The 17,666-nt window shown below is 39.0% G+C and carries 16 protein-coding genes; 5 read left to right on the plus strand and 11 right to left on the minus strand.

All coding sequences use genetic code 11. From position 1 onward, the window contains the following. Positions 1-57: 57 nt before the first annotated feature. The 4 genes from BMZ55_RS02280 to era all read right to left on the minus strand — a co-directional run bounded on the left by BMZ55_RS02280 (position 58) and on the right by era (position 4,865). The gene (locus BMZ55_RS02280) at positions 58-570 is read right to left on the minus strand and encodes a hypothetical protein (protein WP_143068735.1); all 513 of its coding nucleotides are present in this window, start codon (positions 568-570) and stop codon (positions 58-60) included. 407 nt (positions 571-977) lie between these two features. Next, positions 978-3,371, minus strand: a complete 2,394-nt coding sequence (locus BMZ55_RS02285; protein WP_089818283.1) for a S9 family peptidase — start codon at positions 3,369-3,371, stop codon at positions 978-980. A 116-nt stretch (positions 3,372-3,487) separates the two neighbouring features. After that, positions 3,488-3,919, minus strand: a complete 432-nt coding sequence (locus BMZ55_RS02290) for a DoxX family protein (RefSeq protein WP_039344615.1) — start codon at positions 3,917-3,919, stop codon at positions 3,488-3,490. A 64-nt stretch (positions 3,920-3,983) separates the two neighbouring features. Then, positions 3,984-4,865: a GTPase Era gene (era, locus tag BMZ55_RS02295; RefSeq protein WP_233701870.1), complete on the minus strand. Its 882-nt coding sequence runs from the start codon at positions 4,863-4,865 to the stop codon at positions 3,984-3,986. A 121-nt stretch (positions 4,866-4,986) separates the two neighbouring features. Between era and ku the strand changes: the two genes are divergently transcribed. Both ku and ligD read left to right on the plus strand, forming a co-directional pair. Beyond that, the gene (ku, locus tag BMZ55_RS02300) at positions 4,987-5,835 is read left to right on the plus strand and encodes a non-homologous end joining protein Ku (RefSeq protein WP_317041313.1); all 849 of its coding nucleotides are present in this window, start codon (positions 4,987-4,989) and stop codon (positions 5,833-5,835) included. Position 5,836: 1 nt separating this feature from the next. Next, on the plus strand, positions 5,837-8,443 hold the full coding sequence (gene ligD / locus BMZ55_RS02305) for a DNA ligase D (protein ID WP_089818287.1): 2,607 nt from the start codon (positions 5,837-5,839) through the stop codon (positions 8,441-8,443). On the opposite strand, the gene BMZ55_RS02310 is transcribed toward ligD, so the two are convergent. The 6 genes from BMZ55_RS02310 to BMZ55_RS02335 form a co-directional block, all read right to left on the minus strand. Beyond that, complete coding sequence (locus tag BMZ55_RS02310) at positions 8,444-9,211, minus strand: class I SAM-dependent methyltransferase (RefSeq protein ID WP_089818289.1); 768 nt, start codon at positions 9,209-9,211, stop codon at positions 8,444-8,446. After that, positions 9,211-10,020, minus strand: a complete 810-nt coding sequence (gene map / locus BMZ55_RS02315) for a type I methionyl aminopeptidase (RefSeq protein WP_089818291.1) — start codon at positions 10,018-10,020, stop codon at positions 9,211-9,213. The genes BMZ55_RS02310 and map overlap by 1 nt, the downstream gene beginning before the upstream one ends. Positions 10,021-10,054: 34 nt before the next feature. Further along, positions 10,055-10,486, minus strand: coding sequence for a BT0820 family HAD-type phosphatase (locus tag BMZ55_RS02320; RefSeq protein ID WP_089818292.1), 432 nt, complete (start codon positions 10,484-10,486; stop codon positions 10,055-10,057). Between the two features lie 109 nt (positions 10,487-10,595). After that, positions 10,596-11,573: an acyl-ACP desaturase gene (locus tag BMZ55_RS02325; RefSeq protein ID WP_089818294.1), complete on the minus strand. Its 978-nt coding sequence runs from the start codon at positions 11,571-11,573 to the stop codon at positions 10,596-10,598. 154 nt (positions 11,574-11,727) lie between these two features. Further along, positions 11,728-13,257: a 2,3-bisphosphoglycerate-independent phosphoglycerate mutase gene (gene gpmI, locus BMZ55_RS02330; protein ID WP_089818296.1), complete on the minus strand. Its 1,530-nt coding sequence runs from the start codon at positions 13,255-13,257 to the stop codon at positions 11,728-11,730. A 95-nt stretch (positions 13,258-13,352) separates the two neighbouring features. After that, the gene (locus BMZ55_RS02335) at positions 13,353-13,868 is read right to left on the minus strand and encodes a GNAT family N-acetyltransferase (RefSeq protein ID WP_089818298.1); all 516 of its coding nucleotides are present in this window, start codon (positions 13,866-13,868) and stop codon (positions 13,353-13,355) included. A gap of 87 nt (positions 13,869-13,955) precedes the next feature. On the opposite strand from BMZ55_RS02335, the gene BMZ55_RS02340 reads away from it, so the two are divergent. Continuing rightward, a complete protein-coding gene (locus BMZ55_RS02340; protein ID WP_177179772.1) occupies positions 13,956-14,639 on the plus strand; it encodes an NAD-dependent deacylase in 684 nt (227 codons plus the stop codon). Between the two features lie 138 nt (positions 14,640-14,777). Here BMZ55_RS02340 and BMZ55_RS02345 read toward each other — a convergent pair whose 3' ends face one another. Continuing rightward, a complete protein-coding gene (locus tag BMZ55_RS02345; protein WP_089818302.1) occupies positions 14,778-15,422 on the minus strand; it encodes a response regulator transcription factor in 645 nt (214 codons plus the stop codon). Positions 15,423-15,612: 190 nt separating this feature from the next. Between BMZ55_RS02345 and BMZ55_RS02350 the strand changes: the two genes are divergently transcribed. Both BMZ55_RS02350 and BMZ55_RS02355 read left to right on the plus strand, forming a co-directional pair. Further along, positions 15,613-16,287, plus strand: coding sequence for a YggS family pyridoxal phosphate-dependent enzyme (locus BMZ55_RS02350; protein ID WP_089818305.1), 675 nt, complete (start codon positions 15,613-15,615; stop codon positions 16,285-16,287). Between the two features lie 74 nt (positions 16,288-16,361). Then, complete coding sequence (locus tag BMZ55_RS02355) at positions 16,362-17,546, plus strand: sigma-54-dependent transcriptional regulator (RefSeq protein WP_039344584.1); 1,185 nt, start codon at positions 16,362-16,364, stop codon at positions 17,544-17,546. The last annotated feature ends 120 nt before the right edge of the window (positions 17,547-17,666 follow it).

The raw sequence follows: 17,666 nt of genomic DNA on the forward strand, positions 1-17,666 counted from the left end.
ATGCTGGAAAAATATTGTGAATAATTTCCAGGAAACCGATAAAATGAAAAATTTTGGCTATTTAAGCACGAAATTTTTGTCGAAATCGGTACAGTCGGTTTGCTTTAAAACGTGACCATCGTATTTCAGATCTTTCGTATTTGCGTAAACGGATTTGATGCCGTCAACATCGTATAAACCGGTGGCTTCGAGGAGTGAACCGTCTTTTTTAAGGAAATAAATTTCGCGTTCAGAAGTTGTTCCTTCCGCCTGAAAAGTATACACAATTTTTAGCGTGTCGCCATTTTGGCTTCCCATTATATCGCCGTGAGAGCTGTCTTTTTCGAAGTTTTTATAGCGCATTTTTCCGATGAAAGTTCCGAGATTATCTTCCAGCGAAAGGAAAACGGTATCTTTTCCAATAGCTTCCATATAACAGGTTTGAAGCGTGGAGGATTCCACCGCTTCGTTGGACTCCGGAATCACCATAGAATCCTGGTTGGACTGGTTTGTAACCACCGTTTCATCTGCTTTTTTCTCACAAGCGAGTGCAAACAGAATAATTGCTGATGCCGCTATAAAGTTTTTCATAAGTTTATTGTTGTAGTTTTTTTTGAGATTTAAATTTAAGTAAATTTTTTGAAGTGCTGATTTGGCTTTACTTAAAAACCGAAAAAAATGCCCGAATAAAGCGGAATTTTTCAAATTTTGATTTTTAATTCTTTGTGGTAAATTTAAAATTGAAAAATTTGCTCAAAGAGGTGGGAATTTTTCGCTGCAAGCTTTAGCAGTATAATGGTAAATCAAAAAAATATGCTGAAATAAGCGGCAATAAATTATATTCTAAAAACGCCTATAATTTATATTATGTTAAATTGAATTTGTTTCTGATTTTTAAATATAGTTTTTTAGTACATAATTTCCATTCCTTGCTTCATTTAAATTAATCAAGCTAGAGAATTAAAAAAGCCTTCCAGTCCGGAAGGCTTTTTTAGCTGTTATTTTAAGCATTTTTCTAAAAACTGATCCTGTTCCCACAAAGTGTGCAAAACATTTTCCTTAGCAGCGTAGCCGTGAGATTCTTTTGGTAAAAGAACCATTCTAACAGGTGCACCAAGATTTTTCAGCGCCTGAAAATATCTTTCAGTTTGCAAGGTAAATGTTCCCGGATTGTTATCCGCTTCACCGTGAATCAGCAACAACGGAGTTTTCATTTTGTCTGCTTGCATAAATGGCGACATTGTGTTGTAAATTTCCGGAACGTCCCAGTAATTTCTCTGCTCACTCTGGAAACCAAAAGGCGTCAACGTTCTGTTATACGCGCCACTTCGCGCAATGCCACAGGCGTAATCTTTTGAATGTGTAAGCAAGTTGGCCGTCATAAATGCGCCGTAGGAATGTCCGCCAACAGCAACTTTAGTACGGTCGATATAACCTAATTTATCCACTGCATCAATTGCAGCTCTACCATTCGCCACCAATTGTGTAATAAAAGTGTCATTCGGTTCGGTATTTCCTTCACCAATTATGGGGAACGAAGCATCGTCCAGCACCGCGTAACCTTTGGTTACCCAATAAATAAACGATCCATAGCTTGGGAACGTAAAATCGTTTGGATTTTGCGTGCTTTGTCCAGCGGTATTTTTGTCTTTATACTCCGTCGGATATGCCCAAATCAAAAGCGGCAATTTTTCTTTGTGGTTTTTTCTGTCGTAGTTTGCCGGTAAATAAAGCGTTCCGCTGAGCACTACTCCATCATTCCGTTTGTAGGTAATTACCTCTTTGTACACGTTTTTAATGCTTTCAAACGGATTGTCGAAGTTGGTTACGGGAACAGCTTTTCCGTTTTTTAAATTTCGGATGAAATAATTCGGATATAAAGTCGCGGACTGCTCCACAACCAAAACATTATTTTTATCTAAAATATCAACAATACTTTCTTTAGAATTTTTAAGTTTTGAAGTATAAATTCTTTTCTTTCCGAAGGTTTTTAAATCGAGTTCATCGATGAACGGGAATTGTCCATTTTTGGTGAAACCTGCGCCCACCAATTTTACGGTATTGTTTTGAACATCAATTACATTTCGGCCAAATTTGTTTTTAGTATCCGCAAAATTTCCCGGATCGCTGTAAACGTCCTGATAATTTCGGTCATCAATTTTTGCTGAACTTCCGTCTGTGAGGTTAATCAAATAGGTTTTTGTGTTTCTGGTATCGTACCAATCATCGGAAACAACGGCATAATTCCCGTTCGACCACTCAATACCGTTAAAACGCTGCTTGGTTTTAAAGAAAGATTTTGGTGCCGCGGTAAATGGCGCTTCCCAAAGGAAAATTTCATCACGGAATTCAACATCTTTCGACTGATCACCGCCGTCTAAAGCTTCAGCGTAAACCAATGTTGCCGGTTGGTCATCTCGCCACGACATATTTCTTTTACCTTTTCTTACCGAGGAAAAACCTTTCGGCATAATTTCATTTAAAGGCGTTTCGTTGACGGTTTTTACCAATTTTCCGTCCTTATCGTAAATGGTAGAAGTCATCGGGAAACGGTTGAGCGGCACGATGTAGGAATACGGTTTTTGAATCGTCGTCAGCATCAGATAATTACCATCCGGTGAAAAACTCATCGAGGAATAAATTTCCGCAGGCTTAAATTTTTCCTGGGTTCCATCAATACCGATTTTCACCAGTTCAGCTTTTGCTAAAGTCTCAAAGTTTGCTTCGTCCTGCGGATTTTTCAGCAAATCCTGGTACGTTCTGTTTTGGGAAACTTTACCGTCGGAGTTTGAAACTGTTGGTCCGGTCGGCAAGTTTTTTTTATCATCAATTAATTCCGGTCTGTTGGCAGGAATTTGTTTTACAATCAGATGCTGAGAATCTGCCATCCAAGTGAACGGCATTCCTAAATTCGCGTTTAGCGGCTGCGTAGAAATTTTTTTCGCGGTGTTTGTAGCTAAATCTAAAATCCACAGTTCTACCGCAGTTGCGCTGGTATTTGTAAACGCCACTTTTTTCTCGTCCGGAGAAAAATTCATGTATGCAATTTTAGCGTTTGCAGGTAAACCTTTAACCTGAGTTTCGGTTTTATCTTTTAACCTTTTGGTTTTCAGATTGTTTACATAAGTTATAGAACTTGAAATATTGGTAACAGGATTCACGCGCAAACCCGCAAGTTTCATTTCATCCTGGTTTAAATCGTCTAAAGATTTATAGGTTGGACGGTAGGAAAAAATCATATAGTCGCGCTTGCTGTCCATCATTACAGATGGTGCACGCTCGTAATCTGCAAGTTTAAGAATTTCTGCCGAAGGTTTCTGGTATGAAATGTTTTCCTGGGCGCTCGCAAAACCTATGAAAAGGAGCGCTACCGTGATTAAGGTTTTTCTCATGAATACTTTTTTATCAAAACTATTAAAAATTAGTCTTATTTACAACATATAAAACAGCATAAAAAAACCAACAATAAAAGTTGGTTTAAATATCTAAAAGCAAAAAAAATAGCCTTTTACCAGGAAGAATCTCTGCGGCTTGAAATCATTCGGTCCACCGAAAAATATCTTGGACCAAATGTAAAAATGAGCGCAAAAATGGTTAAATAAAGTAAACTGGTTTCGCGTACGCTGAACGGATCCGAAAAGTGAACCACGAAAGCTGCGATAAACATGATGGCAGCTAAAACCAACGCCGCACCGCGTGTAAAAAGACCAATAATCAGTAAAAAAGAGCAAATAAGCTCGATAATTATCGCCAAAATCAAAGTCGCCTTCATCCCGATTCCAAGAAAATTAAAAAACTGAATTTCTTTATCACCTAAAAGCAACATCAGTTTCGGTAAACCGTGAAGCATGATCATGGAAACGCCAGCAAAAATACGGGCAAATAGCATGATGATATTATTAATTTCCGGATTGTCCTTAACAGAAGTAAAGTAACTCATTGAAGTATTTTTAGTGATAAAAATTTTAAAAAGAGACTAAAGTAAGAAATATTTCCTACAACTGCTATCTATAGCCAAAATTCTTTAAGTCACGGTCGTTTTTGCGCCAGTCTTTTTTCACCTTTACAAAAAGGTTCAGGTGAATTTTTTTATCAAAGAATTTTTCAAGGTCGAGTCGTGCTTCTGTACCCACTTTTTTTATTGCATCACCTTTGTGACCGATAATAATTCCCTTCTGTGTGTCTCTTTCCACAAAAATTACCGCATCAATGAAGATAATTCCCTCTTTTTCCTTGAACATTTCTGTTACGACTTCTACGGAGTACGGGATTTCTTTTTCATAATTCAATAATATTTTTTCGCGTATTGCTTCGTTCACAAAAAAGCGTTCAGGCTTGTCGGTGTATTGCGTTTTATCGTAATAAGGCGGATTTTCCGGCAACAACGATTTTAATTTTGGTAAAATAACTTCGGTATTAAAACCAGTAATTGCGGAAATTGGTAAAATTTCAGCTTTCGGAATGCGTTCATGCCACTCCTCCATCACTTTTTCCAAATCGGTTTGGTTAGATGCATCAATTTTATTGACTAAAATTAAAACCGGCACCGGAATTTTATTGAGTTTTTCAATTAAAAACTCGCTTGGCGGCGTGCGGTCGGTAATATCAACAATGAACAAAAAAACATCCGCGTCCTGTAAAGAATCCTTTACAAAATCCATCATTTTTTCCTGTAGTCCGTATTTTGGATCTAAAACACCAGGAGTATCCGAAAAAACAATCTGCAGATCATCTTCATTATAAATCCCGAAAATACGGTGTCTGGTGGTTTGTGCTTTTTGGGTGACAATCGCGAGTTTCTCGCCCATTAAATGATTGAGAAGTGTAGATTTTCCTGCGTTTGGTTTCCCGACTATATTTACAAATCCTGCTTTATGTGCGCTCAAAATTTTCAGTTTTTTAAAGTGAACAAAGTTAAGGAATTTTAGCCGGTCCAGCTTCGATCCAAGCTTTAAAAAATACCGGCTTAAAACGATAAATTTTTCCGTTTTGAAAAATCGTAAGCGTATGAGCGGCAAGCAGAAAGGCATAATTATTTCATTACGGCAAATCATTAAAAATGTAATTATGAAGGCGATTTGGAACGGCGCAATCGGTTTTGGTCTCGTAAACATTCCCGTAAAAATGTATTCTGCAGTGCAGGATTCCAACTTAGATTTGGATATGTTGGATAAAAGCGACCACGCAAATATCAAATTTAAAAGGGTGAACGAGAAATCCGGCAAGGAAGTTAAGTATGCGGATATTGTGAAAGGCTATATGATCGACGGCAATTATGTGATTCTGGAACCTGAAGATTACGCCGCCGTCGCACCAGAAAAAACCAAGGTTTTTTCCATTGAACAGTTTGTTCAGGAAGAGGAAATCGATTCGGTTTATTTTGAAGTTCCCTATTTTTTGGAGCCCCAAAAAAATGCTGAAAACGCCTATAACTTATTGCTCAAGGCTTTAAGCGAAACTAAAAAAGCCGGTATCGGAACCTTTATTATGCGGGATAAAGAAATTTTCGGCATGATTCGCCCGTATAATGACGAAATTTTAATTGTAAACCGTTTGCGTTTCGCGCAGGAAATACGTGATTACAAAGATTTAAAATTGCCCGCGGCAAAAGATCCAAAAGCCGGTGAGCTGAAAATGGCGATTTCGTTAATCGACCAAACATCAGAAAAATTCAATCCCGCCGCATACAAAGATACCTACAACGATGATTTGCTGAAAATTATCGAAAGCAAGGCCAAGGGTAAAAAAGTGAAAAAAACCACCGAAGAGCCGGAAGAAACCGGAAAAGTGGTGGATTTGATGGCGCAGCTTAAAGCAAGTTTGGAAAGTTCTAAAAAAACCAAAAAAGTCTCCTGATATGCCACTGGAAGAATACAATAAAAAACGGAATTTCGAGGAAACATCGGAACCGGAAGGGAAAACGAAAAAAAGTGAAGGCGAACTTATTTTTGTGATTCAGCGGCATTCTGCAACGCGCTTGCATTACGATTTCAGGCTTGAAATGGACGGCGTGCTGAAAAGTTGGGCGGTGCCGAAAGGTCCTTCATTAAACCCAAAAGATAAGCGCCTGGCGATGATGACCGAAGATCACCCCTACTCTTACCGCGATTTTGAAGGCAGTATTCCCGAAGGAAATTATGGTGGCGGCGAGGTTGAAGTTTGGGATTCCGGCACTTATGAACCTTTAGAAAAAGCGGAAGGAAAAGCTGATGATTTGGTTATGCGCAGCGAGCTGCATAAAGGATCGTTGAAATTTATTCTTCATGGTAAAAAATTAAAAGGTGAATTTGCCCTTGTAAAAATTAAAAATCCAAAAGATGATAATGCGTGGTTGCTGATTAAGCATAAAGATAAATTTGCTTTAGATGAGTATGATTCTGAAGATCACGTTCCGAAAAAATCCAAAGTTACTGAGCGGGAGGAAAACCGGCCTTCGAAAAAAAAAACGGTAAAAACCACTGAAAATTTCACAAAATCTTTCCAAAATTACACATCTGCACTTACCGGTGAAAAAAAGCTGAAAGATTTCATGAAACCAATGTTGGCAAAGGTTGGGGAAGAAGCTTTCGACAGCAAAGACTGGGTTTTCGAAATAAAATGGGACGGTTATCGTGCTATTGCGGACTTGCGAAAAAACACCAAATTTTTATATTCCAGAAACGGACTTTCATTTTCTGAGAAATTTTACAAAATCAGCGAAGCTTTAGAAGATCAAAAATTTCCAATGGTTTTGGATGGAGAGATTGTGGCTTTTAATTCCAAAGGTCAGCCGGATTTTCAAGCTTTACAGCAAATTGGTGATCACCCTAATATGGCGATGACTTACCAGGTTTTCGATTTACTTTGGCTGAACGGAAAATCTACCGAAAATTTAACCTTAATTGAACGAAAAGAATTGCTGAAAGACGCATTAGTTGAAAATGATGTCGTAAAATATTGTGAGCACATTCCCGAAAAGGGTAAAAACTTCTTCAATCAAATTGAAAAGATGAATCTGGAAGGAATGATTGCTAAAAAAATTACGAGTATATATACCGAAGGCGCGCGCAGTGCAGACTGGCTTAAAATTAAATTTCAGCAAACCGAAGATGTGCTGATTTGTGGTTTTACCGAACCGAAAGGTTCCCGCAAACAGTTTGGCGCTATAATTCTGGGCACTTATGTAAATGGTGAACTGCAATATTGCGGCCATGCGGGCACGGGTTTCAGCAATAAAAAACTTGAAGAACTGTACGAACTATTTGAACCTTTAATTACATCTGAAGCACCTTTCAAAGATGTTCCGAAAACCAACACCAAAGCAACCTGGGTAAAACCTGAAATTGTCTGCGAAATAAAATTTACCGAAAAAACCGGCGACGGTATTTTCCGTCATCCCGTTTTCCTTGGAATCCGAACAGACAAAGAAAAGGTAGACATAAAAAAAACGTCTTTAGGTGAAGATCTAAAACCGGAAAAAAGTGCCAAAAAAGCACCGAAAAAAGAGGAAGAAGTAGAAAATGCAGAAACCAAAGTTTCATCCTCAAAAACAAAAACTATGAAAAAAACACGCGAGAATGAACAGGAGAAAAAAATAGGGAAACAAACGGTAAAATTAACAAACCAAAACAAAGTTTACTTTCCGGAAAGCGGTATTACCAAAGGAGATTTGGTTGAATACTACCAATCTGTTGCAAAATATATTTTACCACATTTAAAAAACCGCCCACAATCGTTAAACCGCTTTCCGAACGGTATCGGAGGTTTAAGTTTTTACCACAAGGATGCTGGTGACAGCGCGCCGGACTGGATTGAAAAAGCGACTATTTTTTCGGAATCAAACGAAAAAGACATTCAGTATTTGGTCTGCAATACCGCGGCGGATATGGCGTATTTGAATAATCTCGGCTGTATTGACTTAAATCCATGGAATTCCAAAATTGATAATTTGGAATTTCCAGACTGGCTGGCGCTGGATTTGGACCCTTCGGAAGGCAATACTTTTGAAGATGTTATAGAAGTTGCGCTGGCAACAAAAGAAGTTCTGGATCAGGTAAAAATTGAAGGTTACTGCAAAACTTCCGGAAGTTCCGGCATCCATATTTTTATTCCGATGGGCGGAAAATATGACTATGAGCAGGTAAAAAACTTTGCGCACCTGCTGATGCAGAAAGTACAGCAACTGGTTCCGGAAATTACCACACTTGAAAGAAGTTTAAAGAAAAGAGAAAAAAACGAAATCTATCTGGATTATTTGCAAAATCGTGGCGGCCAGACTTTAGCAAGTGTGTACAGCGTTCGGCCAAAACCTGGTGCGCCGGTTTCCATGCCGCTAAACTGGGAGGAAGTAAAATCAGGTTTAAAACCGACAGATTTCAATATTTATAATGCTTTGGATCGAATTAAGAAAAACGGAGATTTATTTAAACCGGCGCTCGGAAAAGGAATTGATATGCTGAACGCCTTGAAAAATCTGGAAAAGTAGCTAGCCTTTTCGAACTATTGGAAGAATTTCGTTTTCTAAAAGACCGAATTTTTTCCGGTCATTTGGGCTGAATTTTTTGGAATAGTAATTTACATCTACAGAAAATCCGGTGTTTTCCAATCGCTGAAAATAGTCCATTCCGTACCAGCGTACGTGGTCGTACTGGCCAAAATGTTTCTGTCTTTCAGCTTTGTCGGTAATCGAAAAATCTTCGTAAGTTTTTTCTAAAGAGTTTTTTAACGGAACCTGAAAAATTCCCCAACCGCCTTTTTTCATCACCCGAAAAAGTTCGCTCATCGCCTGCGCATCTTTTTCGATATGTTCCAAAACGTGGTTGCAAAAAATGACATCAAAACTCTCGTCTTCAAAAGGTAAATCTAAAATATCCGCTTTTACATCTACGATTGGTGAGAATAAATCAGCGGAAATATAATCGAGATTTTTCAGTTTTTTAAATCTTCTTAGAAATTCCTGTTCCGGCGCAATGTGTAAAACTTTGTAATTTTTGGTGAAAAACTCGGTTTCATTTTGTAGGTAAAGCCACATTTGCCGGTGTCGTTCCAGGCTTAAAGTTCCGGGTGAAAGCGCATTTTCACGCTGCTTTCCGTAACCGTAAGGCAAAAATTTCCGGTAAGATTTACCGTCGATTGGGTCCGTAAACCGGTCACCTTTAAAAATAAAATAAATGAAAGGGCGCAGCAAAATACTCAAATTGATTAAAAGCGGTCTTGGAACTGTGTTGAGTAGAAATTTTGCTATTTTTTTCATTAAAAATCCATTGTAAATGGTTTTTCCTCATCGCTTACTATTCCCAGCGCTTCGTAGATATATCGGTAAGTTGAAAGTAAAACGGGTTTCCCGGCAATGATGCAAACGTCGTGTTCGAAATGTGCTGATGGTGAATTATCCTTTGAAGTTACCGTCCAGCCGTCGCTGTGAAATTTCACCTTTTCTGTACCTAAATTTACCATCGGTTCAATCGCGAGTACGATACCGTCTTTCAAAACTTTACCGCTGCCTTTTCGTCCGTAATTTGGCACTTGCGGATCTTCGTGCATTTTTCTACCAAGTCCGTGACCAACCAGTTCGCGCACGACACCGTAACCGTGAGCTTCACAGTAGGTTTGAATGGCGTTTGAAATGTCTCCAACTCTTTTACCACGAACGCATTGTTCGATTCCCTTGTACAGAGATTCTTTGGTAACTTTCAGTAATTTTTCGGTTTCCGGCGCAATATTTCCCACTCCAAATGAATAAGCGTGGTCGCCGTAAAAACCATTCATATAAACACCACAATCTACCGACAAAATATCGCCTTCTTCTAGCGGTTTTTCGTTTGGTATGCCGTGAACAACTTCGGCATTTGGTGATATACAAAGGTTTTTCGGGAAACCGTACATTCCTAAAAATGCCGGTTCGCCGCCGTGGTCGCGGATAAATTCGCCTCCTAAATTATCGAGGTGTAAAGTGGAAACTCCGGGCTTGATTTCTTTTGCAAGCATACCCAAAGTTTTGGAAACCAATTGCGCGCTTTCGCGCATCAAGCGGAGTTCTTCTATGGTTTTTAATTGTATCAAAGCGTAAAAATATGTGAAAAAAGCAGGATATTTTTTACCAGAATAATCCTTTCTTTTTTTCTTTTTTAATTTTAGAATAAGGCAAAACTTCTCTGCCTTCTACCCGAAATTCAATTCTTTCGGTGATGATGTTGTAGATTTCGCCCCAACCCGGAAAACCACCAAGATTTCGGTCATCGATAAACAAATCAGCATCAATTTTTCGTGAAGCCTGACTGTTATCAAAAATTTCACCTTCAAAGCTGGAATTTACCGCATAAAATTCAACACCATTTTTTTTGCAAAATTCTACCGCTTCATCGAGCGTTTTTCCGTGGCGAAAAGTCCACAAAATTAAGCGGTGACCGTCCGACTGCAATTTTTTCAGCGTTTCAAAAGCAAATATTTTCGGTTTTCCAATTCCGGGATATGCATCATCGACAATGGTTCCGTCAAAATCAATCGCTAATTTCTTGCTGTTGGTCATTATATTTAAATTTCAGAATTGCAAAGGTACTAAATTTCGGTTCTTTATGAAAAAGTAAAAAAATAATGCAGGATTTAATTCCTGCATTATTTAGTAAAAACGAAAAATCTTACGATTTAACCCACTTAAATTGATATTCTAAATCCGGTGTTGCAATTCTGTCGGTAATTCTTTGAAGTCTTGAAGGTAATTTCACCAAATATTCCTGCGCTTTTTGGGCTTTTTCTGTCAGGTTTGAAAGGTGCTCGATTTTCCATTCGTCCAAAAGGTCACTTAAAATATTGATGTAATCCTGACCGGTATAAACCATTGCTCGCTGTGCTGCATCTGAGAAATGATCCCAAAGCTCACCTGCCGTCTGGCCCGATTCGCGCATCAAATGTGCAGGCATAACAATTTTTTTGCGCATCATATCTTCAAAAGCCAGCATCATTTCGGAAGGATCGAGTTCGAAAATTTTGGTAACAAAATGTTTGTAGGCTTTCGCGTGTCGAGCTTCGTCAGCAGCGATTACACCACACATCCGTGAAAGTTTGGTGTTTCCGGACTGTTTTGCTAAGGAACCTACTCTACGGTGAGAAATATTTGTAGCAGTTTCCTGAAAGCTTGTATAAACAAAATTTCTGTAAGGATCCATGGTTGTGCCAATGTCAAAACCATCCTGAATTAAATATTGGGTGGTGATTTCCACCTCGCGCATATTTACGCGGCCGCAGAGGTAAAGATATTTGTTTAAAAGGTCGCCGTGGCGGTTTTCTTCTGCGGTCCAGCTGCGCACCCATTGCGCCCAGCCACTTCTTTCCTCCACACCAACGCCATCTACACCCATTAACCAGGATTCGTAGCTTGGCAGCGCTTCTTCGGTAATACAGTCACCAATTAAAGTAACGAAAAGATCGTAACCCATTTCCCGCGCGTAGGTTTGCAGTTCTTCCACATCATATTTAAAACTGTCTGCACTTGGATCTGGCAGAAAATCGGTAGGTTGCCAAATTTTTTCTACGGGAGTCAGGTAAGAGGAAATAAAATTGTCCACATCTTTCCCTAAAGTTCTCATTACCTCGATTCTCACTAATTTATCGTACATTTTCTGCCTATTTTTTATAATTTACAAATATAAATTAAAATTATTATTTACTGCATAACGCATTTAATAATTAAAAATTATCCGAATTAATTGATTAATAATCAATTATAATTCTTTTTTGCTAGCAATTACCTCTCCAAAATTTAGATTTAGTTTATTCCACCAAAATATCGCCAGTCATCACCTCGGGAATTGGTACACCCATTACTTTTAAAATACTCGGTGCTATATCGCCTAATTTTCCGGGTTTTAATTGCCACGTTTTGTCTTTGTCCATTACAATTAGCGGAACTAAATTCGTCGAATGCTGCGTGTTTGGTGAACCGTCATCATTCATCATTACATCGGAGTTCCCGTGATCAGCCAGAATAAAAACCGCGTAACCATGTTCATAAGCTGCAGTCGCTACTTTTTGGATGCATTGGTCAACGGTTTCAGCAGCTTTTACTGCCGCATCAAAAACGCCGGTGTGGCCGACCATATCCGCATTTGCAAAATTTAAGCAAATAAAATCGGCAGTTTCGTTTTCAATTTCAGGCAATATTTTTTCGGTGATGTCAAAAGCAGACATTTCAGGTTTAAAATCGTAAGTCGGAACTTCCTTCGGACTTGGACAAAGCAAACGTCTTTCACCATCAAAAACATCTTCGCGTCCTCCGGAAAAAAAGAAGGTTACATGCGGATATTTTTCAGTTTCAGCTACACGTATTTGCGTGCGGCCGTTTTTTGCCAAAACCTCGCCCATGGTTTCCTGCAAAACATCTTCGTTGAAAACTACTTTTACATTTTTAAAATCTTTATCATAATTCGTCATTGTTACGTAATAAAGATTCAGCGGGTGCATTCCGTACTCTGAAAATTCCTCCTGGGAAAGCGCCTGCGTAATTTCGCGTCCGCGGTCTGTACGGAAATTGAAGCAGAAAACCACGTCGTCCTGCCCTATTTTTGTCATTGGCAAATTTCCGTCGCGCAAAGCGATAATCGGTTTCAAAAATTCATCGGTGATTCCATTTTGGTAAGAGGTTTCTATGGTTTGCAGCACATCTAAACTTGGTTCGCCAATGCATTTCACCATCGCGTCGTAGGCTAATTTTACGCGTTCCCATCTTTTATCACGGTCCATCGCGTAATATCTGCCGATAACGGTCGCAAGTTTACCGGTCGTCAGGTTCATGTGATGTATTAAATCTTCCAGAAAACCTTTGCCCGAATGAGGATCGCAGTCGCGGCCGTCGGTAAAAGCATGTACGTAAACATTGTTATCCAAGCCAAATTCATGCGCTGCGGTTAATAATCCTTTTAAATGATTGATGTGCGAATGCACGCCACCATCAGAAACAAGGCCGATAAAATGTACCTGCTTTTTGTGTTCAGCCGCGTATTCAAAAGCGCGGGTGATTACATTTTCTTTTCCAAGTGTGGCGTTTTCCACCGCCATATTCAGCTTCACAAGATTTTGGTAAACTACGCGTCCTGCGCCAAGATTCATGTGACCAACTTCCGAATTTCCCATCTGTCCGAACGGCAGACCCACCGCAATACCACTGGCTTCAAGCGTCGTGTGCGGAAAATTTTCGTAGCACGAATCGATAAATGGTGTGTTTGCTTGTGCGATGGCGGAAATTTTGGGATCGGTGCCTAAACCCCAACCGTCTAAAATTGCTAAAATTGCTTTTTTTGACATGGAAATAAATTATTGTTGAATTACAAATTTAGTGATTTGAGCTGCGTTACCGAAAAATTCAGTGCTATTTTGGCAAATTTTTCAGATTTAGCTTTTTACAGTTTTTTTTCAAAAGCTTTTCTCGCCGAACCGCGGAAATAAACTTCACCGCGATACCTGTAATTAAGTTTTTCGAAAACCCGAAGCATTCCTATGTTATCGAAAATGGTATCAACGCGGATGCTTTCAATTCCTTTTTCAATAACCAGTTTTTCTATCAGCCGGAAAATTTCCGTCGCAATGCCTTTTTTTAAAAAATCTGAACCTACTGCTACACGATGAATTACGGCATAAGGCGGCGTGTTTTCCCAGGTTTTGAGTACTTCGTATTCTGGTTCAAGATCGAAAAATAGGGCTGCATAACCGGCAATTTTTTCATTTAAAATAAAAACATAACCATGGTTTTCGGCAACGTCTTTGCGCACGATTTCCTCGTTGGGATAACCGTCCTGCCATTGTGGGCTTCCATCTTCCCGTCGCCGGGCAATAGCCTGTTGTAATATTTTCCAGATTTCCGGAATATCGTTTGTTAGTGCGGGTCGAATTTTTAAATTTTTTTTGTTTTGAATCATGGTTTGCAGAAGTACCACAAAGTTAAAAAAGATTTTTTTGCCGTTAAACAGGCATTTTTTTATAATTTCGATTTTTAAATGAAAAAGGTGAAAAGAAAATTAGTGGTCTTATCGGGTGCCGGGATTTCAGCAGAAAGTGGCGTTAAAACTTTTCGCGATTCCAATGGTTTATGGGAAGAACACCGCGTGGAAGATGTTGCGAGCCCCGAAGGTTTCGCGCGAAATCCGCAATTGGTCCTGGATTTTTACAATGCGAGGCGCCGGCAACTTTTGGAAGTGAAGCCAAACAGAGCACATGAAATTTTAGCAGAATTAGAAAAGGATTTTGAGGTAAATATCATCACTCAAAATGTTGATGATCTCCATGAACGCGCGGGTTCAACTCATGTTTTGCACCTTCACGGTGAACTGAAAAAAGCGCGGCCCGTAAATTCCTATTCGGGAATAATTCCGTGGGAAAAAGATTTGAATGTCGGAGATTTAAGCGAAAACGGACAACAATTACGGCCGCATATCGTGTGGTTTGGTGAAATGGTGCCCGAAATGGAAAAAGCAGAAAAACTGGTCCAGCAGGCGGAAATTTTTCTGGTAATCGGCACGTCGTTAAATGTTTATCCGGCCGCGGGATTGCTTTATGACGTTTCACCAGACTGCGGAATTTACGTCATTGATCCGGAAATTCCGAGGAGTTTGGGTGGAAATTTTCATTTTTACCAAACGACCGCAACGGAAGGAATGGCGCTGTTGCAAAAAAAACTTTTAGAATTATAAAATTTTTTTCAAAAGGTTTTAAAGAAATAAGAGCCGGCTAAAAACCGGCTCCTACTCATTTTTCATTATTTGTGTTCATATAATTAGGACAATAGTACAGCATTAAACAAGGCAAAAAAAGAGTGAAAACACCCATTTTTAATTTAGCTTGTGTTTAATAGCAAATAAAACAATTCCTACGCGCGACTTCACATTTAATTTCGCAAAGACGGAATCCCGGTAGCCGTCAACTGTTCTTGGGCTTACGCACATCTGTTCACCAATCTCCTTATAGGTTAACTCGGAACATGCATTTTTTATAAATTCAATTTCGCGTTCCTTAAGCGTTTCGCTTATTTCCTGCATCACTTTTTCTTCGGTCCGAATTTTCAGCAGGCTCTGTGTAACGATGTCGGTGTAAAAAATACCTTTTTCGTGCACAATGTTAATAGCGTTGAAAAGAATATCCGGCGACATATCTTTCAGGAGATAACCTTTGGCACCTGCTTTCAGCATATTGATAATGGTGCTTTCGTTATCTTCCATCGTCAGCGCGATGACTTTAACCTGTGGATAATTTGCGGTAACTTCTGCCGTGGTTTCAACGCCGTTTTTTTTGGGCATATTAATGTCCATTAAAACGACTTCGGGCATGTCATTCTGGTCTTTCAGCTTATTCAGGAAATCTTCACCATTGTAGCAGTTCATCACTACTTTAAAATCCGGACTAAGCGAAATCATGTTTTCCAATGCTTTGGAAACAAGCTGATGGTCATCAACAATAGCGACTTTAATCCGATCCATGGATGTATTTTTTTAACAGGAAATCCTCTTTAAAACAAATATATCATTAATAATTATATAGAAATAGGTGAAATCACCCAAATTGCAAAAACTGTTAAATCTCATATATAGCTGTTGCTTTGCAATTCCGGGGGAAAAAGGGTAAATTTGAAGAATTATTTAACGCATTCTTTAAAGTAATTTTACCAAAATGACGGAGCAACCAGCCGGTATCGAAACTAATTATTCCAATATCGTAAAAGATTTGCCACAAAAGGTACAACTGGTCGCAGTTTCCAAAACCTATGATGCAGTAACGATTGAGCGCGTTTATAACTTAGGACACCGCGTTTTCGGGGAAAATAAAGTGCAGGAACTTGTACAGAAATATAATGAGTTACCAAAAGATATTCACTGGCATCTGATCGGGCATTTGCAGACGAATAAGGTAAAATATATTGCGGAATTTATCGACACCATTCAAAGTGTAGATTCGCGAAAAATTCTGAAAGAAATTGATAAACAGGCTGAAAAGTATAACCGAAAAATAAAGGTCTTATTGCAGGTAAAAATTGCTGAGGAAGACACGAAATATGGTCTTGAACCTTTCGAAGCTAAAGAAATTTTCTCTGAATATCTGAACGGAAATTATCCTAATATCGAAATAAACGGTCTCATGGGAATGGCAACTTTTACGGATAATGAAGCTCAGGTTCGAAATGAGTTTGCGCTGTTGAAAAAACTTTTCGATGAACTGTACGCGCAAAAACCACTTTCTATACTGTCGATGGGAATGAGCAATGATTATAAACTCGCGATTGAATGTGGCGCAACATCGGTGCGCATCGGTTCTGCAATTTTTGGCAGCCGAAACCCAGAAAATTAGCTGTTTCGGGGTACGATTTTTGCTTGTAACCCAGCTACTATAATAACTTAAAAAAAATCCATAAAATTTTACTGATGCAGAAAATCTTAATTGTTGAAGATGAAAAAGCTATTTCCGGCGTGCTGCAAAGCATACTTTCCGAAGAATTGCCCGATTACGAGTTCGTGATTGCTGATGACGGTTTAGAAGGTTTAAAACAAATTGAAAAAGAGGATTTCGCGCTGGTGGTTTCCGATATAAAAATGCCTAAAGTTTCCGGAACCGAGCTACTTAAACAAAGTCTTCAGCTAAAACCCGACACCACTTTTGTGATGATTTCCGGGCACGCTGATATTGATACTGCTGTGGATTGTTTGAAAGACGGCGCTTACGATTTTATTTCGAAACCTATCGATATCAACCGTTTGATAACGAGCGTTCGCAATGCATTAGATAAAAGAAATTTACAGAAAACCAATCAGCATTTAAAAACCGAAAATTCAACTCTGAAAAAGAAGGTAAATAAAAAATACCAGATGATTGGTGAATCGCCTGCTTTGAAGAAAATTCAGAGCATGATTGAAAAAGTAGCTGCTTCGGACGCGCGCGTTTTGATCACCGGGCCGAACGGCGCCGGGAAAGAATTGGTAGCTCACGCAATTCACGCACAAAGCGACCGCAGCAAAGGTCCGATGATTGAAGTAAACTGTGCTGCAATTCCATCAGAACTTATTGAATCAGAATTATTTGGGCACGTTAAAGGAAGCTTTACTGGAGCTATAAAAGACAAGCAGGGAAAATTTGAATTAGCAAATAACGGAACGATTTTCCTTGATGAAATTGGTGATATGTCGCTGATTGCACAAGCGAAAGTTTTGCGTGCGTTGCAGGAAAGTAAAGTTTCACCTGTCGGAAGTGACAAAGAAATTAAGGTTGATGTTCGCGTTTTAGCGGCAACCAACAAGAATATGCAAAAGGAAATCTCTGAAGGAAAATTCCGGGAAGATCTTTACCACAGGCTTTCGGTGATCGAAATTTATGTTCCGTCGCTTGACGAAAGAAAAGATGATATTCCGCTTTTGGTGAAACATTTTGCTAAAATTATTTCCGATGAACACGGCACTGCGCTAAAAACTTTCGATGACAATGCCATCGACGCATTAAAAAACTTCAACTGGACCGGAAATATCCGTGAACTCCGAAACGTGATCGAGCGTTTAATTATCTTAGGTTCAAGTCCTGTAACAGCAAGCGATGTAGAAAGTTTCGTCAGAAAATAATTTCCCGCTTTTCAGCCTTTTTCTTAATTAAACTAAGTCCGGTATTTTACAATACCGGATTTTTTATTTTGAAAAAATTAGCCGTTGACGCAGGTAATTTTTTAGTTTTAAATTTTGCGT

The sequence above is a fragment of the Kaistella treverensis genome (assembly GCF_900114045.1).
GTDB lineage: Bacteria > Bacteroidota > Bacteroidia > Flavobacteriales > Weeksellaceae > Kaistella > Kaistella treverensis.